At 72.5% G+C, this 25,872-nt stretch carries 5 protein-coding genes; 3 read left to right on the top strand and 2 right to left on the bottom strand.

The annotated features are described in order from the left end of the window. Nucleotides 1-218: 218 nt before the first annotated feature. From NWFMUON74_RS18115 to NWFMUON74_RS18105, 3 genes are read left to right on the top strand one after another with little or no spacing between them, the layout of a single operon-like run. Nucleotides 219-23,246, top strand: coding sequence for a non-ribosomal peptide synthetase (locus NWFMUON74_RS18115; RefSeq protein ID WP_187683061.1), 23,028 nt, complete (start codon nt 219-221; stop codon nt 23,244-23,246). Then, complete coding sequence (locus NWFMUON74_RS18110) at nt 23,243-23,515, top strand: hypothetical protein (RefSeq protein ID WP_187683060.1); 273 nt, start codon at nt 23,243-23,245, stop codon at nt 23,513-23,515. Before NWFMUON74_RS18115 ends, NWFMUON74_RS18110 begins: the two co-directional genes overlap by 4 nt. A 10-nt stretch (nt 23,516-23,525) precedes the next feature. Next, nucleotides 23,526-24,224, top strand: coding sequence for an alpha/beta hydrolase (locus tag NWFMUON74_RS18105; RefSeq protein ID WP_187683059.1), 699 nt, complete (start codon nt 23,526-23,528; stop codon nt 24,222-24,224). Between the two features lie 43 nt (nt 24,225-24,267). Here NWFMUON74_RS18105 and NWFMUON74_RS18100 read toward each other — a convergent pair whose 3' ends face one another. Continuing rightward, nucleotides 24,268-24,525 (bottom strand): hypothetical protein, encoded by a 258-nt coding sequence (locus NWFMUON74_RS18100; protein WP_187683058.1) that lies wholly within the window; start codon nt 24,523-24,525, stop codon nt 24,268-24,270. Beyond that, nucleotides 24,507-25,793 (bottom strand): MFS transporter, encoded by a 1,287-nt coding sequence (locus NWFMUON74_RS18095; protein ID WP_187683057.1) that lies wholly within the window; start codon nt 25,791-25,793, stop codon nt 24,507-24,509. Before NWFMUON74_RS18095 ends, NWFMUON74_RS18100 begins: the two co-directional genes overlap by 19 nt. Nucleotides 25,794-25,872: the final 79 nt, after the last annotated feature.

Raw genomic sequence — 25,872 nt, 5'->3', positions numbered from 1 at the left:
AGGAGTGGCGGGGTAGTGGTTTGTTCGGTGGTTGCCAGGGGCGGGAATCGCTTCGGAATCGGCCGGATTCGAGACTTGTTTCCACTGTGAACCAAACCGGATCGCCTGGCGGCACGAATCATCAGTGGGCACTGTCGCGGCGGTTCGAGAGGATCGCCGTGCTGGTTGCTCGTGCGTAGCAGTCTGTTCCCTCTCGTTCCGTCGATTGGAGTAGCTGGATGACGTCGTTGGCCCCGAAGTCGACGCGCGAAGCGGTACCGGTGTCAACACGATCGTTCCCCCTGTCCGAGGCGCAGCTCGGGATGTGGCGGGCCCAGCACATCGCCCCCGGCGTGCCCCTGTCGGTCGCGCAATACGTCGAGATCCCGGGCGAGCTCGATGTCGAGGTGCTCGACGAGGCGATCGACCGCTGTGGTGCGGACCTGCAGAGCGCGCACCTGCGCATCGTGGAGGGCGACAGCGAGCCGTCCCAATACGTGGCCACAGATATTCGCATCGTGTCGCAGGTCGTGGATCTGCGGGCGGAAGCGGATCCGCGGGCGGCCGCCCGGCGGTGGATGGAGCAGGACGCGGCCACGCCGATGTCGGCGACGCGGGGGCCGCTGTTCGAGAGCGCGGTGCTGCGCATCGCCGACGCGCGGTACTTCTGGTACGCGAAGATGCATCACATCGCGATCGACGGCTACGGGGCGATGCTGGTCATCAGCCGCATCGTGGAGTGGTACAACGCGCAGCTGGACGGTGTCGAGGCCAGTGCGTCGGCGGCCGCCGACCTGTACGAGGTCTACCGATCCGAGCGTGAGTACCGCGAATCGGCCGCCTTCGACGAGGATCGGCGCTACTGGTGCGAGCGGGTCGCCACGATGCCGGAGGAATTCACCCTCAGCCACCGGTCCGCGCCCGCCAACGGCCACCGCCGCACCGTCGGCGCCCGGTTCGGGGGTGCGGCGGCCGAACTGCTCGAGGCGGTGCGCGCGCGCACGGGCGCCTCCCGGCCGGCATTGTTCATCGCCGCTCTCGCAGGCTATTTCGCGGCGGTCACCGGCAACGACGACGTGGTCGTCAGCCTGCCCGTCACCGCGCGGACGACGCCCGGGCTGCGTTCCTCGGCCGGTTACGTGTCGAACGTCGTACCGCTGCGGGTCGGGGTCGCGCCGGAGATCACGGTCCCGGGCCTGGTGGCCGCGACCGCCGACCGGATCCGAGAGGCGCTGGCGCATCAGCGCTATCGCCACGAGGACATCCGGCGCGACCGGGGCGGGGCGGGTCATCGCCGCGGCTTCTTCGGGCCGGTGGTGAATATCATGCTGTACCACAACCAGTTTCGCTTCGGCTCGGCCGTCGGCACCATGCAGCTGGTGTCGACCGGTCCGGTGGACGATCTGTCGGTCAACATCTACAACGGCAGCGCCGGCGACGGCCTGCACATCGACTTCGTCGCCAACCCCGACCGCTACGACGCCGACGAAATCGACGGCCATCACGAGCGATTCCTCGACTACCTGACCGCGTTCCTGAGCGCCGACGCGGATACGCCGGTGCACAGGTTGCCGCTGATGAGCGCGGCGGAACAGGCACGCCTGCTGGGCAGCGCGGCTCCGGCCCGGACCGGTCGCGGCGGGCCGGAGACCACACTGACCGAACGCTTCGACGCCGTCGCGGCGGCACACCCCCGGCGCTGCGCTGTCCGGTCCGGGGACATCTCGATGACGTACGCGGAATTGGACGCCGCCGCGAACCGCCTGGCCCGCAAGCTGATCGAGCTCGGCGTCGGCCCGGAGTCGCTGGTCGCCGTCGCGCTGCCGAGGTCCGCCGAACTCGTCGTCGCACTGCTCGCCGTGCTGCAGGCCGGGGGTGGGTACCTGCCCGTGGACCCGGACTATCCGGCCGACCGCGTCGAATTCGTGCTGGCCGACGCCCGGCCGGTCTGCCTGATCACCACTTCGGAGCTCGGCGTCGAGACACCGCCCGGCCTGCCCGCGGTGTGGCTGGATCGCCTCGACCTGTCCGAATTCGACACCGCCGCGATCACCGACGCCGATCGGCGCGGGGCGCTCGGGCCCGGCCACATCGCCTACGTGATCTACACCTCCGGCTCCACCGGCCGCCCCAAGGGCGTCGCCGTCCCGCACCGCAATGTGACGACGTTGTTCGCGAATGCCCAGGCGCACTTCGAGTTCGGCGCGTCCGACGTGTGGACGATGTTCCATTCCTACGCCTTCGACTTCTCCGTGTGGGAGCTGTGGGGGCCGCTGCTGTACGGCGGCACCCTGGTCGTCGTCGACTACGTCACCTCTCGTTCGCCCGAACAGTTCCACGAGCTGCTGCGGCGCGAGCACGTGACGGTGCTCAACCAGACCCCGTCGGCGTTCTATCAGCTCGACGCGGTGGACCGGGCCGCCGGGCCGGGTTCGGCGCTGCCCGCGCTGCGGTACGTGGTGTTCGGCGGCGAGGCCCTGGAGCCGCGCCGCCTCGCCGACTGGCACGACCGGCACGGCGCCACCGCGCCACAGCTGATCAATATGTACGGCATCACCGAGACCACGGTGCACGTGACCTGTCGTGCCCTCGACGCGGCGGCGTTCGGCGGGGCGCGGCCGCGCGGCATCGGGCAGGCGCTGCCCGGCCTGCGAATCCTGCTGCTGGACAACAGATTGCGTCCGGTGCCGGTCGGCGTGCCCGGCGAGATCTACGTGGAGGGCGGCCAGCAGGCCCGCGGCTACCTCGGCCGCGCGGCGCTGACGTCGGCCCGGTTCGTGGCCAACCCGTACGGTCCGCCGGGATCCCGGCTGTACCGTTCGGGGGACCTCGGGCAGTGGAGCGCCGACCACGAGGTCGAGTACCTGGGCCGCGTCGACGATCAGGTGAAGGTGCGCGGCTTCCGTATCGAACTCGGCGAGATCGAGGCGGCGCTGCTGGCGCACGAGACCGTCCGGCAGGCGGTGGCGGTCGTGCGGGACGACTCCGGCTCGCAGCGCCTGGTCGCCTACCTCGTCGGGCCGCCCGGTGCCGCGCCGGACGTGGCCGCGGTGCGCGCCGCGGCCGAACTGCTGCTGCCGGACTACATGGTGCCCTCGGCGTTCGTGGTGCTCGACGCTGTTCCCTTGACGGCCAACGGCAAACTGGACCGGCGCGCGCTGCCCCGGCCCGCCGCCGCGGTCGAGGCATACCGTCCCCCGCGCACCGCCGTCGAGCGGGCGGTGGCCGAGGTGCTCGCCGAGGTGCTCGAGGTGGACCGAGTCGGGCTGGACGACAGCTTCTTCGCGCTCGGCGGCAATTCCCTGTCGGCGACCCGGGTGGCGTCGCGGCTGGGCGCGGTGCTGGACACCAAGGTGCCGGTGCGGCTGCTGCTCGAGGAGTCGACGGTGGCCGAACTGGCGGCGCGGGTGCGGGAGCACGGCGGGAGCGAGACCCGCACCCCGCTGGCGGGACGGCGGCGCCCGGCCCGCATCCCGCTGTCGCTGCCGCAGCAGCGGCTCTGGTTCATCAACCAATTCGACACCGCCGCGAGCACATACAACATTCCGTTCGCTCTGCGCATGACCGGCGAGCTGGATGTGGCCGCACTGCGCTACGCCCTGGCCGATGTCGTCGAGCGGCACGAGTCGCTGCGCACGGTATTTCCCGGCAGCGGCGACGGCGCCACCCAGACGATCGTGCCCGCGTGGGAGGCGGCGCCGCGGCTGCCGGTGGTGGAGGTGACCCCGGACGAGGTCGAGGGCCGGTTGCGGGACGTGGCCCGGCGCGGATTCGATCTCACCCGCGAGACGGCGCTGCGGGTGGAACTGCTGCGCGCCGGGCCGCGGGAGCACGTGCTCGCGGTGGTCCTGCACCACATCGCCGCGGACGGCTGGTCGCTGGTGCCGCTGTTCGGCGACCTCATGACCGCCTACACCGCGCGGCGTGCCGGGCAGGGCCCGCAGTGGTCACCGCTGCCGGTGCAGTATGCGGATTACACGCTCTGGCAACGGGAGCTGCTCGGCGACGACGCGGCGGCGGACAGCCGATCGGCCGCGCAGCTGGCCTACTGGACCAGGCAGCTCGCCGACCTGCCCGAAGAGCTCTCGCTGCCCTACGACCGGCACCGTCCGCCCGTGCAGTCGATGCGCGGCGGCCGCGTCGGCCTCAGCATCGGCGCCGACCTGCACCGGGGTCTGGCCGAACTCGGGCGCACCGGCAACTCGACGCTGTTCATGGTGGTGCACACCGCGTTCGCGGTACTGCTGGCGCGGCTGTCGGGGATGGACGACGTCGCGGTCGGCACGCCGGTCGCGGGCCGCGGCGAACGCGAACTGGACGATCTGATCGGAATGTTCGTGAACACCTTGGTGTTCCGGGCGCGGGTCGACCCCGGTACCTCGTTCACCCGGTTGCTGGCCCAGCAGCGCGCGGTCGACCTGGCCGCCTTCGCCAACGCGGACATTCCGTTCGAGCGGCTGGTCGAGGCGTTGAACCCGGTCCGGTCGACCGCCCGCCACCCGCTGGTGCAGGTCGGCTTCTCGTTCCACAACCTGGCCCAGGCCGGCCTCGAGCTGCCCGGTTTGAGCGTGAGCGGTACCGAGATCGACACCGAGGTAGCGCAATTCGATCTGCAGCTGGTCCTCACCGACACCTACACCGACGACGGCGACCCGGGCGGGCTGCACGGACATCTGATCTACGCCACGGATCTGTTCGACGAGCCGACCGCGGCCCGGTTCGTGACCTGGTTCCAGCGGCTGCTGCGCGGGATCGTGGCCGCCCCGGACACCGCGGTCGGCGAGATCGACATGCTGGCTCCGGCCGAACTCCGCGCCCTGCTGCACGAGCCGAACGCGACCGCGCACGCCGTGCCGGAACACGCCACGCTCGCTTCGATGTTCGACGCGCAGGTCGCGGCGACACCGTGCGCGGTGGCGCTGGTCGCCGACCCTGGGGCGGGTGGCACGGGCGCGCCGCTGACCTACGAGGAGTTCGCCGCACGCGTGTATCGCTTGGCGCGCCATCTGATTTCGCTCGGAGTAGGCCCGGAGATCCCGGTGGCGCTGGGGTTGCGGCGATCGGTGGACCTGGTCGTCGGCATGTACGCGGTGGTGGCGGCGGGTGGCACGTACGTGCCGCTGGACCCGGACCAGCCGCGGGAACGCCTGAGTCACATCGTCCGCACCGCGGCGCCGCTGTGCGTGCTGACCGCCGGTGAGCTCGCTCTGGACGCCGACGCCCCGCAGCTGCGCATCGACACCCTCGATCCGGCCGATCTGCCCGCGGGCCCGGTGCGCGACGACGAGCGTCTGGGCCCGCTGCGGCCACACCACACGGCGTATGTGATCTTCACGTCCGGATCGACCGGGCAGCCCAAGGGCGTCGCCGTGCCGCATCGCGCGATCGTCAACCAATTGACTTGGAAGAAAACGGTTTTCGCGCTCGGACCGGGCGATTCGGTGCTGCTCGAGACCACGGCGATGTTCGACCTGTCGGTGTGGGAGTTCTGGTCGGCGCTCGTCTCGGGCGCCCGGCTGGTCGTCGCGGCCCCCGACGGCCACCGCGATCCGGCCTATCTGGCGCGTGCCCTCGCCGAGCACGAGATCTCGATCCTGCACGCGGTGCCATCGAAGCTGGAGGCCTTGCTGGCGATCACCGGCGGCACGCTGCCGCCGTCGCTGCGTGCCGTCCTGGCGATCGGTGAGGCGTTGTCACCGCACACCGCCGAGCGGATCACCGCCGCCACGGTCGAGCTGTGGAACCTCTACGGTCCGACCGAGGCCGCGGTGTCGGTCACCGCCCACCGGGTCACCGTGACCGACTCGGGTTCGGTGCCGATCGGTGTGCCGCAATGGAATACGCGCGTGTATGTGCTGGACGGCCGGATGCGGCCGGTCCCGGTCGGTGTCGCGGGCGAACTGTATCTGGCGGGCAGCCAACTGGCACACGGTTATCTGGGCCGCGCGGGCCTCACGGCCGGGCGCTTCGTCGCCGACCCGTACGCGCCGACGCCGGGGGAGCGGCTCTACCGCACCGGCGACCTGGTCGCCTGGAATACCGCCGGTGAGCTGGAATACCTGGGCCGCACCGACTTCCAGGTCAAGATCCGCGGCTTCCGGATCGAACTGGGCGAGGTCGAGAGCGCGCTGCGGCGGCGGGGCGAGATCGACGCGGCGCTCGTGACCGTGCACTCCGACCCGGCGACCGGCGACCGGCTGATCGCGTACGTGGTTGCCGCGCAAGGGTATTCCGTGGACACCGCGGCGGTGTCCGCGCACTTGGCCGAGCTGCTGCCGTCGTACATGGCCCCGGCCGCGTACGTGCTCCTCGACGCGTTGCCGCTGACGGCGAACGGCAAGGTGGACCGGCGCGCATTGCCGCAGCCGAGCTTCGCCCCGCGCGAATACCGCCCGCCGCGCACCGATCTGGAGCGTTCCGTCGCGGCGGTGTACGCCGCCGTCCTCGGCATCGAACACGCGGGCCGCGACGACGACTTCTTCGCCCTCGGCGGCAATTCGCTGGCCGCCACCCGCGTGGTGGCGCGGCTGAACGAGGCGATCGCGGCCACCGTCACGGTGCGGGCGGTGTTCGAGGCCCCGACCGTCGCGGGCCTGGCCGCGTGGATCGCGCGGCAACCGGGTTCCCGCCCGCGGCCGGAGCTGGCCCCGCGACCACGCCCGCAACGCGTTCCCCTGTCGGCCACCCAGCAGCGGCTGTGGTTCCTCAACCGCTTCGACCCGGCCTCGGGCGCCTACAACATCGCGGTGGCGCTGCGCCTGCGCGGCCCGCTCGATGTCGCCGCACTGTGCGCGGCGTGCGGCGACCTCGTCGCGCGGCACGAGTCCCTGCGCACGGTGTTCCCCGACAGCGCGGACGGTCCGCACCAGGTGGTGCTGGACGCGGCGACGGCCGCCCCGGCTCCGGCCGTGCTCGAGGTACCCGCCGCCGAGGTGGCCGCTCGCTCGGCCGCCGCGGCGCGGCGCGGCTTCGACATCACCACCGAGACCCCACTGCGCGTCGAACTCCTACGCAGCGGCACCGACGAACACGTCCTGGTCCTGGTGCTGCACCACATCGCCGCCGACGGCTGGTCCCTCACACCCCTGTCCGAGGATCTGGCGACGGCCTACCGGGCCCGCTGCGGCGGCTCGGCCCCGCGGTGGGAGCCACTGCCGGTGCAGTACGCGGACTTCGGACTGTGGCAGCGCGAACTGCTCGGCGACGACACCGAGCCGCGGTCGCTCGCGGCCACCCAGCGCGAGTACTGGACGTCGCGGCTGGCCGCCCTGCCCGAATGCCTCGAGCTGCCCACCGATCGGCCCCGCCCCGGCACGGCCTCCCAGCGCGCGGATACCGTTGCCGTGACGGTTGATTCGCGGCTGCACGCGGGGGTGGCCGAACTGGCCCGGCGCCACGACGCCAGCGTGTTCATGGTCCTGCACGCCACGCTCGCCGCGCTGCTCGCGCGGCTGGCGGCGACCGGCGACGTGTGCGTCGGCACACCGATCGCCGGGCGCACCGACCCCCGGCTGGACCGGCTGATCGGCATGTTCGCCGGAACGCTCGCGCTGCGCACCGAGGTCGATACCGGCCGCTCGTTCCGCGATCTGCTGACCGCGGTGCGCGATCAGGACCTGGACGATTTCGCCCACGCCGACCTGCCCTTCGAGCGGCTGGTCGAGGTGCTGAACCCGGTGCGTTCGCCCGCGCACCACCCGCTGTTCCAGGTGATGCTGTCGGTGCACAGTGAAGTACCCGACGGCGTGGACCTGCCCGGCGTCGACGTGTCGGCCGAGGCGATCGAGACCGGATTCACCGCGTGGGACCTGCAGTTCACGCTGATCGAGTCCTACACCGCCGACCGCGCGGCCGCCGGGATCGGCCTGCGCCTGACCTACGCCACCGACCTGTTCGACCGCGCCACCGCCGAACGGCTGTGCGGCCGCTTCCTCGACATGCTGTCGGCCGTCGCGGCGGACCCGCGAATCCCGGTCGGCGACATCGACATTCTCGACGCCGGGGAGCGGGCCGCGCTCGCACCCGCGCGCGGCGAGCCGGCCGCCGCGCCGGTCACCCTGGCCGACTACTTCCGCGCGGTCCTGCGGCAGCGGCCGGACGGCGACGCGCTGCGCGCCGGCTCGCGGACCCTGACCTATCGCCAGCTGGACGACCGGACCGACCGGCTGGCCCGCGCCCTGATCGCGCGCGGCGCCGGCCCCGGTGAGGTGGTGGCGCTCGCCCTGGACCGCTCGATCGACTCGGTGCTCGCGGCGATCGCCGTCACCAAGACCGGCGCGGCCTTCCTGCCGATCGACCGCCGCTACCCGGCGGACCGCATCCGGCACATGGTGTCCGACGCGCGGGCCCGCGTCGGCCTCACGTCGGGCGACCCGGCCGCCCTGCCGGACCCGGTCACCTGGCTCACCCTGGCGGAACTCGACGGACCCGGGATCGACCGAGAACCGCCGCGGCCCACCAGGATCGACGACATCGCCTACGTCATCTACACCTCCGGCACCACCGGCCTGCCCAAGGGCGTCGCGGTCACCCACCGCGGCCTGCACGGCTTCGCGGTGGCTCAGCAGCAGCGCTACCGGGTCGACATGTCCTCGCGGACACTGCATTTCGCCTCGCCGAGCTTCGACGCGTCGGTGCTCGAGCTGCTGCTGGCGCTCTGCGGCGGCGCGACCATGGTCATCGCGCCGACCGGCATGTACGGCGGCGACGAGCTGGCCGAGCTGCTCGACCGCGAACGCGTCACGCACGCCTTCCTCACCCCGGCGGCGCTGGCGAGCATCGACGCGGTCCGCCACCCGCTGCCGCGGCTGCGCTGCCTGGTGGTGGGCGGCGAGGCGTGCGGGGCCGAACTGGTCGAGTCCTGGGCGCCGGGGCGCACCATGCTCAACGCCTACGGCCCGACCGAGGCCACGATCGCCGCGATCATCTCCGAGCCGATGCTGCCCGGACAGCCGGTGGTGCTGGGGGACAAGCCGATTCCCGGCGCGAGCCTCGCGGTACTGGACGAACGCCTGCACCCGGTGCCGCCCGGTGTCACCGGTGAGCTGTATCTCGCCGGGGCCGGTCTGGCCCGCGGCTACCTGCATCGGCCCGGACTGACCGCGCAGCGCTTCGTCGCGAACCCGTTCGCGGGCGACGGCGAACGGCTGTACCGCACCGGAGATCTGGCCCGGTGGACCGCCTCCGGGCAGCTGTCCCTGGTGGGCCGCGCCGACGATCAGGTCAAGATCCGCGGCTTCCGCATCGAGCTGAGTGAGATCAACGCGGTCGTCTCCGCCTGCGGAGAGGTGCGATTCGCACACAGCGAGGTTCGCCGCGACCACGCGGGCACGCCGCGGATCGTGACGTATCTGGCCGTCGCCGAGGGCGCGGCGCCGGCTCTCGACTCGATCCGCCGACAGGTCGCCGACCGGCTGCCCGCCCACATGATCCCGTCGACATTCGTCGAGCTCGAGACCATACCGTTGACACCGGCGGGCAAGCTGGATCGTACGGCCCTGCCCGAACCCGATTTCACCGCCCCGGCGTCCGCCGGACGCGAGCCCGCGACGCCGAACGAAATACTGGTCGCCACGGTCATGGCCGAGGTGGTCGGCCACGCCCCCGTGTTCGCCGACCACAACTTCTTCGAGCTGGGCGGCAACTCGTTGTCCGCGACGCAACTGGTGTCGCGCATCGGCGCGGCCGCGCACCGGAAACTGCCCGTGCGAGCGGTATTCGACCATCCGACCCCGGCCGGGCTGGCCGCCCTGCTGGACCGCGCCGCCGGTTCGGGCCCGGTGCTCGGCCGCCGGGAGCGGCCCGCGCGGATGCCGCTGTCGGCGGTGCAGCAGCGGCTGTGGTTCCTCAACCAGTTCGACACCTCCTCGGGTGCCTACAACATCCCGATCGCCCTGCGGCTGCGCGGGGCGCTGGATGTGGCGGCGCTGCGCCGCGCCCTGCACGATGTCGTCGAACGGCACGAGACGCTGCGCACCGTCTTCCCCGATGCCGCGGACGGCCCGAGCCAGATGGTGGTCGCGGCCGAGACCGCGCAGGTCACGCCGCCGGTGCTGTTCGTACCCGCCGATCGAGTGCAGGCCCGAATCCGGGCGCTGGCCCGGCGCGGGTTCGACCTCACGACCGATCTCCCGCTGCGCGGCGAACTGCTGCGCACCGGCGATCAGGAGTTCGTGCTGGTGCTCGTGGTGCACCACATCGCCGCCGACGGCTGGTCGATGACGCCGCTCGCCGCCGACCTCGCCGCGGCCTACCAGGCCCGGCACGCCGGACAGCCGCCGCGGTGGACGCCGCTGAGCGTGCGGTACGCCGACTACACGCTCTGGCACCACGAGGTGCTCGGCGACGAGGACGATCCCGCCAGTGTGGCGGCGACCCAACTGGCGTACTGGCGCCGCACCCTCGCCGCGTTGCCCGAATGCCTGGAACTGCCGACCGATCGGCCCCGACCGGCTGTCGCGACGCACGCCGGGGCCGCGGTCACCGCCCGCGTCGACGCCGAAACCCACTCGCGCATCACGGAATTGGCCCGAAGCCGGGACGCGAGCGTGTTCATGGTGCTGCATGCCGCCTTGGCGGTCCTGCTCGCGCGACTGAGCGGCGGCACCGATGTGGCGATCGGCACGCCCGTCGCCGGGCGCTCGGACGAGCAGCTGGAACGGCTGGTCGGCATGTTCGTCGGCACGCTGGTGCTGCGGACCGAGGTGGACGAGGACCGCTCGTTCACCGAATTCCTGGACGCGGTCCGCGAGATCGATCTGAGCGCCTACGCCCACGCCGACATCCCGTTCGAACGGCTGGTGGAGCTGCTCGATCCGGTCCGCTCCACCGCCCACCACCCGCTGTTCCAGGTGATGCTGTCGGTGCACAACTCCGGGCCCGCGCCGCTGCGCCTGCCGGGTCTCGAGATCACCGCCGAGCAGGCCGATCCCGGTATCGCCAAGTTCGATCTGCAATTCGAGCTCACCGAGACCCACACGCCGCGGCAGCGGCCCGGCGGCATCGAGCTGCGCCTCGACTACGCCACCGACCTGTTCGAACACCACACCGCCGAGCGCCTCGTCCACCGCTATCTGCTCGTGCTCGAAGCGCTGGTCACCGCGCCCGCGGCACGCATCGACGCCGCCGGTCTGCTGCTCGACGAGGAGCGCGCGGCGACCGTCCCCGCTCGCGGGAGCGGGCCCGTGGCGGTGGCGACACTGCCCGAGCTGTTCGCGGCGGCGGCGTCGGACACCGACCGCATCGCGGTGCGGTCCGACAGCACCGAGATGAGCTACCGCGAACTCGACGCCCGCTCGAACCGGCTGGGGCGCAGTCTGATCGAGCGTGGCATCGGCCCCGGCGACATCGTCGCACTCGGTATGACCCGCTCGGTCGAGTCCGTGGTCGCCACGCTCGGCGTGAGCAAGTCCGGGGCGGCCTACCTGCCGGTCGATCCCGGCTATCCGCCGGAGCGGATCCGGCACATGGTGTCGGACTCCGGAGCGCGGATCGGTGTCACGACCGCTACCGATGTGGCGCGGCTGCCCGGGGGTGTCGAGTGGCTGACACTCTCGGAACTGCTCACCGGCCCCGCCGCGCCGATCACCGATCGCGACCGATCGCGCCCGCTGTCGGCCGACGACCTGGCGTACGTGATCTATACCTCGGGTTCGACGGGCCTGCCCAAGGGCGTCGCCGTGACCCATCGCGGGCTGGCGAACTTCGCCGCCGCCCAGCGCGACCGCTTCGGCGTCGAACACGTTTCGCGCACACTGCATTTCGCGTCGCCGAGTTTCGACGCGTCGGTGCTCGAACTGCTCCTGGCGTGGTGCGCGGGCGCGACCATGGTGGTCGCGGCGACCGACATCTACGGCGGTGACGAACTGGCCGACCTGCTCGACCGCGAGCGGATCACCCACGCGTTCGTCACGCCCGCCGCACTCGCCAGCATCGACGCCGCCCGCTGGCCGCTGCCGCAGCTGCGGACCCTGGTCGTCGGCGGCGAGGCGTTCGGCCCGGACCTGGTCGCGGCGTGGGCGGGCGAGCGCGCGATGTTCAACGCCTACGGCCCGTCGGAAGCGACTGTCGCACCGGCACTCTCGCGGGAACTGCGGCCGGACGGCCCGATCACGCTGGGCGGCCCCATTCGCGGGGCCGCGGCGGTGGTCCTGGACGCCCGGTTGCGGCCGGTGCCCGCAGGTGTGGTGGGCGAGCTGTACGTCGGCGGCGACGGGCTGGCCCGCGGTTACCTGGGACGCGAGGCGCTGACCGCCGCGCGCTTCGTCGCGGACCCGTACGGCGGCCCCGGGGCGCGGCTGTACCGCACCGGCGACCTGGTGCGGTGGACCGGCGACGGCGAGCTGAGCTTCGTCGGCCGCGCGGACGATCAGGTGAAGATCCGCGGCTTCCGGATCGAACTCGGCGAGATCACCGCGGTACTCGCCGGGCATCCGGGAATCCGCTTCGCCCACACCGAGGTCCACACCGGCGCGGGCGCGGACCGCCTCGTCGGCTACGTGGTGGCCGACGAGGGCGTGGACGCCGCGGCCGTGCGCGCCCACGCCGCGGCGGCGCTGCCCGCGCACATGGTGCCCGCGGCGGTGCTCATGCTGCCCACGATCCCGCTGACCCCCTCCGGCAAGCTGGATCGCAAGGCCCTGCCCGAACCCGACTTCGCCGCCCTCGACGCGCCGGGCCGGGCACCCGCCACACCCACCGAAGCGCTGGTGGCCGCCGCGATGGCGGCCGCGGCGGGCGTCGCGACGGTGGGCGCCGAGCAGAACTTCTTCGACATCGGCGGCAATTCGCTGTCCGCGACCCGCGTGGTCGCGGCGATCGCGGCCCGGACCGGCTGCCGATTGGCGGTGCGCACGGTGTTCGAGGCGCCGACTCCCGCCGAGCTGGCCGCGCTGCTGGACGCGCGGGCGCCCGAGGCCGCCGGGCAGCCGGAGCTGGTGGCCGGTCCACGGCCGGACCGGATTCCGCTGTCCTCGGCGCAGCGGCGCCTGTGGTTCCTGAACCGGTTGGAGCCCTCCTCCGGCGCCTACAACATCCCGATCACGTTACGGCTGCGCGGAACTCTCGACCCGGACGCGTTGCGTCGGGCGGTGAGCGATGTCGTCGAGCGGCACGAAATCCTGCGCACCGTCTTCCCGGATTCGCCCGCGGGCCCCACCCAGGTGATCACCGACGCGGCGACCGAGCTCGACTGGACGCTGCTCGAGCCCGGCGCCGATCCCGCCGCCACGTGGACGGCGTTCGCCGCCGCGGGTTTCGACCTGACCGCCGAACCGCCGCTGCGCGTGGGGCTTTCGCGCCTGGCCGCCGACCACCACGTGCTGATCCTGGTGGTGCACCACATCGCCGCGGACGGCTGGTCACTGGGCCCGCTCGCCGCCGATATCGCCACGGCCTACGACGCGCGCCGCACCCGCCGCGACCCGCGGTGGCAGCCGCTGCCGGTGCAGTACGCCGATTACAGCCTGTGGCAGCAGGCCGTCCTGGGTGAGGAGAGCGACCCGGGCAGCCTCGCCGCACGCCAGCTCGACTACTGGCGCACCCGGCTCGCCGGTCTGCCCGAATGCCTGGAGCTGCCCGCGGACCGGCCGCGCCCGACGGTGGCCTCCCACCGCGGCGACGTGGTGAATTCGACTGTGCCGGTGGAGGTTCACGAGGGTCTGCTCGGCCTGGCCCGGGCGCACGACGCGAGCCTGTTCATGGTGGCGCACGCGGCGCTGGCCGTGCTGCTGGCGCGCTCGGCGGCCACCGCCGACATCGCCATCGGGACGGCGGTCGCGGGTCGCATCGACGAGCGACTCGATCACCTGATCGGCATGTTCGTGGGCACGCTCGTCCTGCGCACCGAGGTGGACGGCCACCGCACCTTCACCGACCTGCTCGACACCGTGCGGACCCAGGACCTCGACGCCTACGCCCACGCCGACGTCCCGTTCGAGCGGCTGGTGGAGCTGCTCAACCCGGTCCGCTCCACGGCGCATCACCCGTTGTTCCAGGTGCTGCTGTCGGTGCACGACGCGGCCCCGGCGGCCCTGCGGCTGGCCGACCTCGAGGTGGTGGCCGAGGAACTGCATACAGCGGGCGCGAAGTGGGACCTGCAGGTCACGCTCACCGAGAACTACGACACCGACCGGCAACCCGGCGGACTCGACCTGTCGCTGACCTACGCGACCGACCTGTTCGATCGGTCCACCGCCGAGCGGTTCGAGCGGCGTTTCCAGCGGCTCCTGGCGGCCGTGGCGCACAACGCTTTCCGTGCCGTCGGCGACCTCGAGCTGCTCGATGCCGAGGAACGGGACACCCTGGTCCCGGCGCGCGGCGCGGCGGCGACCGAGCCCTCGGTCCTGGCCGAGATCTTCGCCGCCGCGGCGATCCGGGATCCGGGACAGACGGCGATCCGGCACGGCGCGCGGACCATGACCTACCGCGACCTCGACGAGCGCTCGAACCGCTGCGCGCGGGCACTGCTGGCGCACCGGATCGGCCCGGGCGATGTGGTGGCGATCGGGCTGCCGCGCTCGGCCGACTCGATCGTCGCCGCCCTCGCCGTCACCAAGACCGGCGCCGCCTACCTGCCGATCGACGTGCGGCACCCCGCCGAACGCATCCGCCACATGCTCACCGATTCGGCTGTGCGCGTGGGGATCACCGCGAGCGCGTTCGAGCCCGCACTGCCCGCGGACGTGTCGTGGCTGACCCTGACCGAGCCGCTCGACTACGACGCCACCGCACTCTCCGATGCCGACCGGACGCGCCCGGCGCGGGTGGACGATCTGGCCTACGTGATCTACACGTCCGGGTCCACCGGGCGGCCGAAGGGTGTCGCGGTCACCCATCGCGGTCTGGCCAATTTCGCTGCCGAGCAACGGGATCGGTTCCGGACCGACGCGCGGTCGCGCACGCTGCACTTCGCCTCACCCAGTTTCGACGCCTCGGTGCTGGAGCTGCTGCTGGCCTGGAGCGCCGCCGCCACCATGGTGATCGCGCCCGCCGACGTGTACGGCGGCGACGAGCTGGCGGCGCTGCTGGACCGCGAGCAGGTCACCCACGCCTTCATCACCCCCGCCGCGCTGGCCAGCATCGACGTCGAGCGGTGGCCGCTCCCGGCGCTGGCGAATCTGGCGGTCGGCGGCGAGTACGTCGGCCCGGAACTGGTGCGGCACTGGGCCGCCGGGCGCAACTTCTTCGACGGCTACGGCCCGACCGAGACGACGATCATGACCGTCATCTCCGATCCGCTGCCCGCCGACGGCCCGGTGGTCATGGGCCGGCCCATCCGCGGCACGACGGCCGTGGTGCTCGACGAACGGCTGCGCCCGGTGCCGACCGGTGTCACGGGCGAGCTGTATGTGTCCGGCTGCGGCCTGGCCCGGGGCTACCTCGGGCGGCCGGGGCTGACCGCCGCCCGTTTCGTCGCCAACCCGTTCGGCGCGCCCGGTGAGCGGGTGTACCGCACCGGCGATGTGGTGCGGTGGACCGGGGCGGGCGAGCTGGTCTTCGTCGGCCGCTCCGACGATCAGGTGAAGCTCCGCGGTTTCCGCATCGAACTGGGCGAGATCACCGCCGTGGCCGCGCAATGCCCCGGGGTGCGGTTCGCGCACACCGAGGTCCGGCGGGCGGCGGGCACGCCGCTGCTGGTCACCTATGTGACGGTGACCGAGGCCGCCGGGTCGCCGCAGGAATCGGTCCGGCGTTACCTGGCCGACCGGTTGCCGTCGCACATGGTGCCCGCGGCGATCGTCGTGCTCGACGCGATTCCGTTGACCCCCAACGGCAAACTGGACCGGTCGGCGCTGCCCGAACCGGAATTCGACACCGACCCCGCCGCCGGTCGCGCGCCGGCCACCCCGAGCGAGATCCTGGTGGCGGCGGCGATGTCGGCGGTGGTCGGGGCCGAGCAGGTGCGCGCGCACCAGAACTTCTTCGATCTCGGGGGCAACTCGCTGTCGGCGACGCAACTGGTGGCCCGGATCGCCGCCGAGTCCGGGCAGCAGCTGCCGGTCCGGTCGGTCTTCGAACATCCCACCCCGGCCGCGCTCGCCGCCTTCCTCGACGACCGTGCGGCACACGGCGGTTCGGCCCGCCCGGCGCTGACCGTGCGGCCGCGACCCGAGCACATCCCGCTGTCCCCGGCGCAGCAGCGGCTGTGGTTCCTCAACCGCCTCGAACCCGATTCGGGCGCCTACAACCTCCCGGTCGCGCTGCGGCTGCGCGGCCCGCTCGACGCCGGTGCGCTGGAACAGGCGATCCGCGACGTGGCCGACCGCCACGAGGTGCTGCGCACCGTCTTCCCCGACCGCGGACCCGCGGGCCCCGCCCAGGTCGTCACCTCCGGCGCGGACATCCGGCTCGAACTCGTCACCTGCATGCCCGAACCGCGTGACGACGGCGCCGCGCCGCCCGCCGACGGCCACTGGCGAGCCGCCGCGCGGGAATTCGGTGCGGCCGGATTCGATCTCACCACTCGAATTCCCTTGCGGGCGGCGCTGTTCCGGATCGCCGCGGAGGACCACGTGCTGGTGCTGGTGCTGCATCACATCGCGGCGGACGGCGGTTCGCTCGCGCCTCTGGCGACCGACATCACCACGGCGTACGCGGCCCGGCGGGCCGGGGCCGCGCCGGACCGGCCGCCGCTGCCGGTGCAATACGCCGACTACAGCATGTGGCAGCGCGAACTGCTCGGCGCCGAGGACGACCCCGCCAGCCTGGCCGCCCGGCAGGCCGCGTACTGGCTGCGGACGCTGGCCGACCTGCCCGACTGCCTCGAACTGCCCGCCGACCGCCGGCGTCCGGCGCGGCCGTCCTACCGCGGCGGCCGGGTGTACGCCACCATCGAGCCGGACGTGCACGGCGCCCTGGCCGCGCTGGCGCGCCGCCACGAGGCGAGCGTGTTCATGGTGCTGCACGCCGCGCTCGCGGTGCTGCTGTCGCGGCTGAGCGGCCGCGGCGACATCGCCGTCGGCACGGCGGTCGCCGGACGCACCGACCCGCAGCTCGCCGAGCTGGTCGGCATGTTCGTCGGCACGCTGGTGCTGCGCACCGAGGTGCGCGCCGCCCGGCCGTTCGACGAACTGCTCGATCGGGTCCGGGAGCACGACATCGACGCGTTCGCGCACGCCGACCTGCCGTTCGAACGTGTTGTGGAACTGGTGAACCCGGCCCGCAGCACCGCCTACCATCCGCTGGTACAGGTCGGGCTGGCGTTGAACAACCATGCCCCGTGGCAGGTGCGGCTGCCCGGGGTGGAGATCGCGCCCGAGGACGTGGGCGCCGACACCGCCCAGTGGGACCTGCATTTCGGTCTCACCGAAGCGGCGCCGGCCGGGGACGAGACCCATGGCGCGATCGACGTCTGCGTGCGCTACGCCGCCGATCTGTTCGACGCCGAGACCGCCGAGCGGTTCACCGCGCAGTTCGTCCACATCCTCGCCGAGGTGGCCGCGAACTCCGCGATCGCGGTGGGCGACATCGATCTGCTCGACGACAACGAACGCGACACCCTGGTCCCGGCGCGTGGCGAGCCCGCCGCCGAAACCCGCACGCTGCCCGGCCTTTTCGCGGCCGCGGCGGCCGACCCCGACCGGGTCGCGCTGCGCGAGGGCATGGCCGAGCTGAGCTACCGCGGCCTCGACCAGCGGACCAACCGGCTCGCACGGATTCTGGCCGGGAACGGTTACGGCCCGGGGGATGTGATCGCGCTGGCCATGGCGCGGTCGCTGGAGTCGGTGGTCGCGTCCCTGGCGATCGCGAAGACCGGTGCGGCGTTCCTGCCCATCGACGTCCGCTATCCGGCCGAGCGGATCCGGCACATGCTCGCCGACGCCGAGGCCCGCATCGGCCTCACGACCGGTGACCGGATCGGCGAGCTGCCCGACGAGGTGCGCTGGCTGTCGTTCACGGACCTGGACGATCCCGTGGTCTCCACGCGGGCGCTCACGACCGCCGAGTTCCGGCGGCCGCCCCGCGCCGCCGACATCGCCTATGTCATCTACACCTCCGGATCGACCGGGCTGCCCAAGGGCGTGGCCGTCACCCATCGCGGGCTGTTCAACTGCGCCGAGGTGGTCCGTACCCGCTTCGGGATCGACAGTCGTTCGCGCACACTGCATCTGGCCTCGCCCAGTTTCGACGTGGCGATCCTGGAACTGCTCATCGCGTGGTCCGCCGGGGCCACCATGGTGATCGTCGGCGCCGACACCTACGGCGGCGACGAACTGGCCGAGGTGCTCGAGCACGAGCGGGTCACCCACGCCGTGGTCACTCCCGCCGCGCTGGCGACCATCGATACGCGGCGCTGGCCGCTGCCCGAGCTGCGCACCCTGATCATCGGAGGCGAGGCGTTCGACCAGGATCTGGTGGAACGGTGGGCGGTCGGCCGGGACGTGATCAACGGCTACGGCCCGAGCGAGGCGACCATCGCGACCACGTTCTCCCGACCGCTGCAACCGGATCGCCCGATCGCGCTGGGCCGGCCGATGCGCGGCGTGACGGCCGTGGTGCTGGACGGCGGACTGCGGCCCGTACCCACCGGCGTGATCGGCGACCTCTACGTCGGCGGGATCGGACTGGCACGGGGCTACCACCGCCGGCCCGCCCTGACCGCCGCCCGGTTCGTGGCCGACCCGTACGGCCTCCCCGGCGAGCGCATGTACCGCACCGGAGATCTGGTGCGCTGGACCAGGGCCGGCGAACTCACCTTCGTCGGCCGCTCCGACGACCAGGTGAAGGTGCGCGGCTTCCGCATCGAGCTGGGCGAGGTCAACGCGGTCGTATCCGGTTGCCCCGGTGTTCGTTTCGCGCACACCGAGCTGCATCGCGACGACGCGGGCGAGGCCCGGATAGTGACCTACGTGGTCGCCGCCGAGCACACCGGCGAGTCGCTGACCGAACAACTGGCCGGACGTCTGCCCGCCCACATGCTGCCGACCCTGGTGCCGCTGGCCGAGATCCCGCTCTCGCCGACCGGCAAGCTGGATCGAAAAGCGTTGCCCCAGCCCGACTTCACGGCCGCCGCCGAACCGGGCCGGGCGCCGCGGACACCGAACGAGATGCTGGTGGCCGCCGCGATGGCCGAGATCGTGGGCCGCTCGGAGGTGGCCGCCGACCACAGCTTCTTCGACCTGGGTGGCAATTCGCTGTCGGCGACACAGCTTTCGGCACGGATCGCCACGCTGTCCGGTCACCAGCTGGGCGTGCGCGCGATCTTCGAGCATCCCACCCCGGCGGCGCTCGCCGCGCTGCTGGACGCCGCCGGTCCCGGCGCGGCGCTGCCCGTACTCGACCGCCGCGACCGGCCCGCGCGCATTCCGCTGTCACCGGCCCAGCAGCGGCTGTGGTTGCTCAACCGGTTCGACACCGCCTCCGGGACCTACAACATCCCGACCGTGCTGCGCCTGCGCGGCGATCTGGATGTGGCGGCGCTGGAGCGGGCCCTCGTCGATGTCGAAACCCGGCACGAGGCGCTGCGCACCGTGTTCCCGGACTCCGGCGCGGGCCCCGCCCAGGTCGTCCTCGCGCCGGGGGAGACCGGCTTCGCGCTGCGGGTGCTCGCGGCCGACGAGACCCTGGCCGCGGACCGCGTGCGCGAACTCGCCGCCGCGGGTTTCGACGTGCGGGTGGATCCGCCGCTGCGCGCCACCCTGCTGCGGCTGGCCGCCGACGAACATCTGCTCGTCGTCGTCATCCACCACATCGCGGCCGACGGCGGCTCGGTCGCGCCGCTGGCCGCCGACCTGACCGCCGCCTACCGGGCCCGCCGCACCGGCGCCGCGCCCGACTGGGCGCCGCTGCCCGTGCAGTACGCCGACTACAGCCTCTGGCAACGCGAAATGCTCGGCGGCGAGGACGATCCGGACGGCCGTCTGGCCGCGCAACTGCGGTACTGGCAGGAGGCGCTGCGCGGCCTCCCGGAATGCCTGGAACTGCCGACCGACCGGCCGCGCCCGGCTACCCCGAGCCACGCGGGCGCGTCGGTCCGGACGATGATCGGCGCGCCCACCCACGCCGCGCTGCGCGAGCTCGCGCGCCGCCACGACGCGACCGCGTTCATGGTGCTGCACACGGCGCTGGCGGTACTGCTGTACCGGATGACGGGCACCGCCGACATCGCCGTGGGCACCCCGATCTCGGGCCGCACCGAGGAGCGGCTCGAGCAGCTGATCGGCATGTTCGTCGGCACCCTGGTGCTGCGGACGCCGCTGGCCGCCGAGCGGTCGTTCGCGGACACGCTCGCGGCCGTGCGCGCGGGCGACCTCGACGCCTTCGCCCACGCCGACCTCCCGTTCGAGCGGCTGGTCGAGGTACTGAACCCGGCACGGTCGACGGCGCACAACCCGCTGTTCCAGGTGATGCTGTCCGTGCACGGTTCCGCACCGGTGCGGCTGCGGCTGCCTGGCGTCGAAATCACCGCGGAGACACCGGAATTCGATGTCGCCAAGTTCGATCTCCAGTTCACCCTCGCCGAGGCGTTCACCGCCGACGGGCGGCCGGACGGTATCGAACTCACCGTCACCTACGCGACGGACCTGTTCGATCGCGCCACCGCGGACCGTATCGCGGCGCGGCTGATCCGGCTGCTCGATGCCGCGGTCGCCGACCCGGCCCGGCCGATCGGCGACCTCGAGGTGCTGACCGAGCACGAGGCGAGCGCCCTCGCGCCGGTCCGCCGCCCGTCCGGCACGGCGCCGGCGACACTGGCGGACCTGTTCGCCGCGGCCGTGGCGGTCAACCCGATCGGCGCGGCGATCCGGTACCGCTCCGAGCAGCTGAGCTACGCGCGGCTGGATCGGATCACCAACCAGCTCGCGCGAGTGCTGATCTCGCGGGGCGCGGGGCCCGAGCGATGTGTCGCGGTCGGGATCGCGCGGTCGATCCGGTCCGTGCTGGCCGTGCTGGCGGTGGCCAAGACCGGTGCGGCCGTCCTGCCCGTCGACCCCGCCTACCCGGCGCAGCGCAAGGAGCACATGCTCACCGACGCGGGTGCGGCGATCGGGCTGTGCGTCGGCGAATCCCGCGGGGATCTGCCCGGCACCGTCGACTGGCTCGTGCTGGACGACCCGGATTTCGTCGACACCCTGCTGGACGCCTCGGACGCACCCGTCCTCGACACCGATCGGCGCGCGCCGGTGCGTCTCGACCAGCCGGCCTATCTGATCTACACTTCCGGCTCCACCGGAATTCCCAAGGGCGTCACGGTGACTCATGCCGGGCTGGCGAACTTCGCCGCCGAGCTGACCGAGCGGTGCGCGGTCGCCGCGGGCTCGCGGGTGCTGCACTTCGCCTCACCCAGTTTCGACGCGGCGGTGCTGGAGCTGCTGTTCGCCCTCGGCGGCGCGGCGACGATGGTCGTGGCGCCCGACGATATCTACGGTGGCGAGCCGCTGCGCGAGCTGCTGGCCGAGGAGGTGGTGACGCACGCGTTCGTCACCCCGGCGGCGCTGGGCACCGTGGACCCGGCCGGACTGGACCACCTCGAGGTCGTGCTGGTCGGCGGTGACCGGTGCGGTCCGGAACTGGTGCGGCGCTGGGCCGCGGACGCCGGGAAACGAATGTTCAACGCCTACGGTCCGTCCGAGGCGACCGTCGCCGCGACCCTGAGCGCACCGCTGCGGCCGGGTGTGGCGGTCACCGTCGGCGGGCCGGTGCGCGGCTTCGGCCTGCTCGTGCTCGACGCCCGGCTGCATCCGGTGCCGGTCGGGACGCCCGGCGAGCTGTACCTGTCCGGCATCGGACTGGCGCGCGGGTACCATGCGCGCCACGGCCTGACGGCGGAACGGTTCGTGGCGAATCCGTTCGGTGAGCCCGGCGATCGGATGTACCGCACCGGAGACCTGGTGCGATGGGCGCCGCACGCGGACGGCCCGGAGATCGAGTACCTCGGCCGCACCGACCACCAGGTCAAGATCCGTGGCTTCCGCATCGAGTTCGGTGAGATCGACGCGGCCCTCACGGCCCACCCGCAGGTGCGGCACGCCGTCACCGTCGGGCACGAAACAGGCAGCGGCACAACGATACTGGCGTCCTATGTGACGACGGAACCGGGCGCGGCGGCCACGGCGGCGGAGCTGGGCCGGTATCTGTCGGCGCGTGTCCCGGGATACATGGTGCCCCAGGCCATCACGATCGTGGACGCGCTGCCGGTCACACCGGCCGGGAAGATCGATCGATCCGCCCTGCCGTCGCCGGTGCTCGCCGCGAGCGCGAGTTACCGGCCCCCGGCCACCCCCACCGAAGCGGCCCTGTGCACCGCGTTCGAGGCGGCGCTCGGCGTCGATACCGTCGGCGCGGAGGACAACTTCTTCGAACTGGGCGGCAACTCCCTGCTGGCGACGCAGGTGGTCGCGCTCGTGCGTGAGCGGCACGGGCTCGACGTGCCGATGCAGACGGTGTTCCTCGACCCGACTCCCGCCGGGATCGCGGCCCGCCTGGACGCGGACGTGGACCGCACCGAATCGGTGGTCGACGCGGCCTTCGCCACGGTGTTGCCGCTGCGCGCGGAAGGCACTGCGCCGCCGCTGTTCTGCGTGCATTCGGTCACCGGGGTGGCGTGGACCTACTCGGGCCTGCTCGCGCACCTCGATCCCGAGCAGCCGGTCTACGGACTGCAGCTGCCGCACCTCACCGGCGACGGGGAGGGGCTCGATACCGTGGAAGCCCTCGCGGCCCGCTATGTGCGGGAGATCAGACGAATGCAACCGGAGGGGCCGTACCGGCTACTGGGCTGGTCGCTGGGCGGGCTGGTCGCCTACGAGATCGCCGGGCAGCTCCGGCGCGCCGGAGCGCGGGTCGCACTGCTGGCCATGATGGACAGCCGGATCCTGGCCGGAGTGCCCGAGCCCGCGGAGCCGACGGCCGGGGAGTTGCTCGGCGCGCTGCTCGGCGATGCCGCACTGGCCGGGCGTGACCTGTCCGCGCAGGAGGCGGCGGAACTGCTGGGCCGCCACCCGGGCCCGTTCCAGTCGCTGACCGCCGCCCAGGTGCAGCGGCTCTACGACGCCTATCTGGTGGGGGCCCGGATGGGCCACCGGTACCTGCCGAGCCACTACGACGGCGAGCTGGTGTACTTCACGGCCCTGGCCGACTGCGGTCCCGCGGACGGTGCCGAACCGGTCGGCGGCGCCGCCGGGTGGGAGCCGTTCGTGGACGCGGAGATTCACGAACATCTCGTCGACTGCACGCACGTCGAGATGTCCGGTCCGGCTGCCCTCGCCGAGATCGGGCCGACGCTGCGGGCACATCTGGTGAAATCCGGCGACCACGTCTTGTCATGACGGCATGGGAGGAGATGCACGAACTGACCGGAGTCTATACCTTGGACGCCCTCGCCGGACTGGAGCGCGACGCCTTCGAATGGCACCTGCTGCGCTGTGGCGGCTGCGCCTCGGAGGTCGCCGACTTGCACACCGCCGTAGCGCTTTTCGCCACGTCGGCGGCCTGCCCGCCGCCGCCGCGGCTGTGGGACTGCATCGCGTCGAGTATCGCCGCCGACGGTGACGAGCGGACCCCCGAGCACTCCGCGCGGTCGCGGCGGAACGAATGAGAGGAAACCGATGCCCTTCTTCGACGGTGTGAACGGCCGCGTGCACTACCGCCGATGGCCGGCGGCGCGACCGCGGCTGGTGCTGGTGTTCCTGCACGGTCTGGGGCAGCAGAGCGCCGACTATCACCGTTTCGCGCGGGCGATGAATCGCCACGACATCGACGTGTGGGGGATCGACCACGCCGGGCACGGCCTGAGCGAGGGGGAGACCGACGGGCACGCGCCCGTCGAGGATCTGGCCGTGGACGCGCTGACCCTGGTCGAGCGGGCGCGGCGCGAACACGGCGGCCTGCCGTTGGTCCTCATGGGGCATTCACTGGGTGCGGGGACCGCACTGATCGCCATGCGCTCCGGGTCCGCCACGGTCTCGGCCGTCGACGCGGTCGTGCTGATCGGGACCCCGCCGCAGGCGGAGGCGTGGCGCATACCGTCGCCGCCGGTGCCGACGCTGGCGCTGCACGGGTGCGACGATCGTCGGGCGCCGGTGGAATCGATCCGGCGGTGGGCCACGGGCGAGGCGCTGGTGGACCTGGTCGAATTCCCCGACGCCGGACACGATCTGCTGCACGAGCCGGTGCGCCGCCAGGTCGCCCGTACGATCGTCGAGTTCATGGAACGCCGGGCGCGCGCGGCGTGGCCGCCGGGTCAGCAGGAGGGCGATTCGGCGGCGAGCATGGTGAGGTCGATCGTCTCGGCCATCGCCCGGTAACCGGCGAGCTGGTGCAGGTCAGTGCCGTCGCGAGGGCGCGAATTCAGGGGCGGCGGGTCGCCGCGGCGCGGGCCAGGGCGGCGGACCTGCCTATTTCGAAGTAGGAGCGGAGGGTGGCGCGGGCGTGCCGGCGGAGGGGACGGTCGGTGGGGGTGCCGCGGGCGGCGAGGATGTCGACCACGCGGGAGCGGAAGCGCAGTTCGGTCATGCCGAAGTTGACGAGGATCTCCTCTGCCGGTGGGCCGCCGTAGGGCTGCCACAGCAGGGCGAATTCGATGATCGTCAGGTCTTCTCTGTCCATCTTGTACTCACGTGTTCTCGATCGGCTTCGGTCCGGGCGCCCGGCGCATTCGGGACACCTGTCTGGATAGTAGTCCGAACAGTGGGCGGCTGTGTGTCGCCGGCCCGCGAAGTGCTGTGGGCTCCGGCCCAGACCAGCACCGCGGCAACGGCATAACCCGCACCGACCCAGCAGGAGGCGGCCCACCCCCCATGGCTGTAGGCCCAGGCGGTCGTGATCGCCCCGAGGGCGGAACCCAGGGAGTAGAACGCCATGTACCCGCCGATGACGCCCCCGGCATGGTCGGGATGGGCGGCGGTGAGCAGGTGCTGGTTGCTGACGTGCGCCGCCTGGACGGCGAAATCGAGCAACACGATGCCGACGACCAGCTGCCACAGGTTCGATTCGGCGCGGGAGATGAGCAGCCAGGAGACGGCGAGCAACGCCAGCGCCGAGCCCGTGATCGCTTGCGCGCGGCCGGAATCGGCCCAACGCCCCGCCCGTCCCGCGCCGACCGCCCCGGCCAGTCCGGCCACCCCGAACAGGCCGATCTGTGTGCTGCCCAGGTGCCAGGGTGCGGCGCCGAGCGGGAGTGCCAGCCCGCTCCACAGCGTCCCGAAGGACGCGAAGAGGAAGAACGCGATCAACCCCCGGCTCAGAAACAGGCGATCCGTGCGCACGAGCCGCCCCATCGACGCCAGCACCCGCGCGTACCGCGCCCCGGCGCTCCGGCGGTCCGGATCGAGCACGGCACGGGCCGCGACGGCCAGCGCCACGCAGAGCGCCGCCAACAGCGCGTACACCGCACGCCAGCCGACCACATCACCCACCGCACCGGCGAGAACCCGAACCCCCAGGATCCCGATCACCACACCGGAGGTCACCGCGCCGATGGTGCGGCCCCGCTCGCCCGGCGCCGACACGGCCGCCGCGTACGCGACGGTCACCTGAACCACCACCGCGAACAGGCCCGCGACCGCCAGCCCCACCATCGCGACCACACCGTTCGCGGCGACGGCCGCGACCGCGGCGCCCACGCCGGTGAGCGCCAGCTGCACGCTGATGAGCCGACGGCGATTCAGCACATCACCCAGCGGCACCAGCAGGATCAGGCCGACGAAATAGCCGACCTGCCCCGCGGCCACCAGCCCGCCCAGCGACTCGCGCGCCACCCCGAGCCCGCCGCCCGCCGCCGCCAGTACCGGCTGGATCGCATAGATCGTCGACACCGCCACCGCGCACACCGACGCCAGCACGAAACGCTGCGATCGCCCGGTTCCCGTCGCCACCACGCCTCCCAAAAGTTGCAAATTGAAACTCTTGAACCATAGGGCATAATGGTTTCAAACCGCAACTGATCGGCAGGAG

Origin of the sequence: Nocardia wallacei (genome assembly GCF_014466955.1) — a bacterium.
GTDB classification, from domain to species: domain Bacteria; phylum Actinomycetota; class Actinomycetes; order Mycobacteriales; family Mycobacteriaceae; genus Nocardia; species Nocardia wallacei.
Note: the sequence above shows the minus strand (reverse complement) of the source record. Positions and strands in the feature narration are given on the sequence as shown.

Coding starts and splice junctions, on each gene's coding strand:
- NWFMUON74_RS18115 (WP_187683061.1), top strand. CDS start 219: ATGACGTCGTTGGCCCCGAAGTCGACGCGCGAAGCGGTACCGGTGTCA.
- NWFMUON74_RS18110 (WP_187683060.1), top strand. CDS start 23,243: ATGACGGCATGGGAGGAGATGCACGAACTGACCGGAGTCTATACCTTG.
- NWFMUON74_RS18105 (WP_187683059.1), top strand. CDS start 23,526: ATGCCCTTCTTCGACGGTGTGAACGGCCGCGTGCACTACCGCCGATGG.
- NWFMUON74_RS18100 (WP_187683058.1), bottom strand. CDS start 24,525: ATGGACAGAGAAGACCTGACGATCATCGAATTCGCCCTGCTGTGGCAG.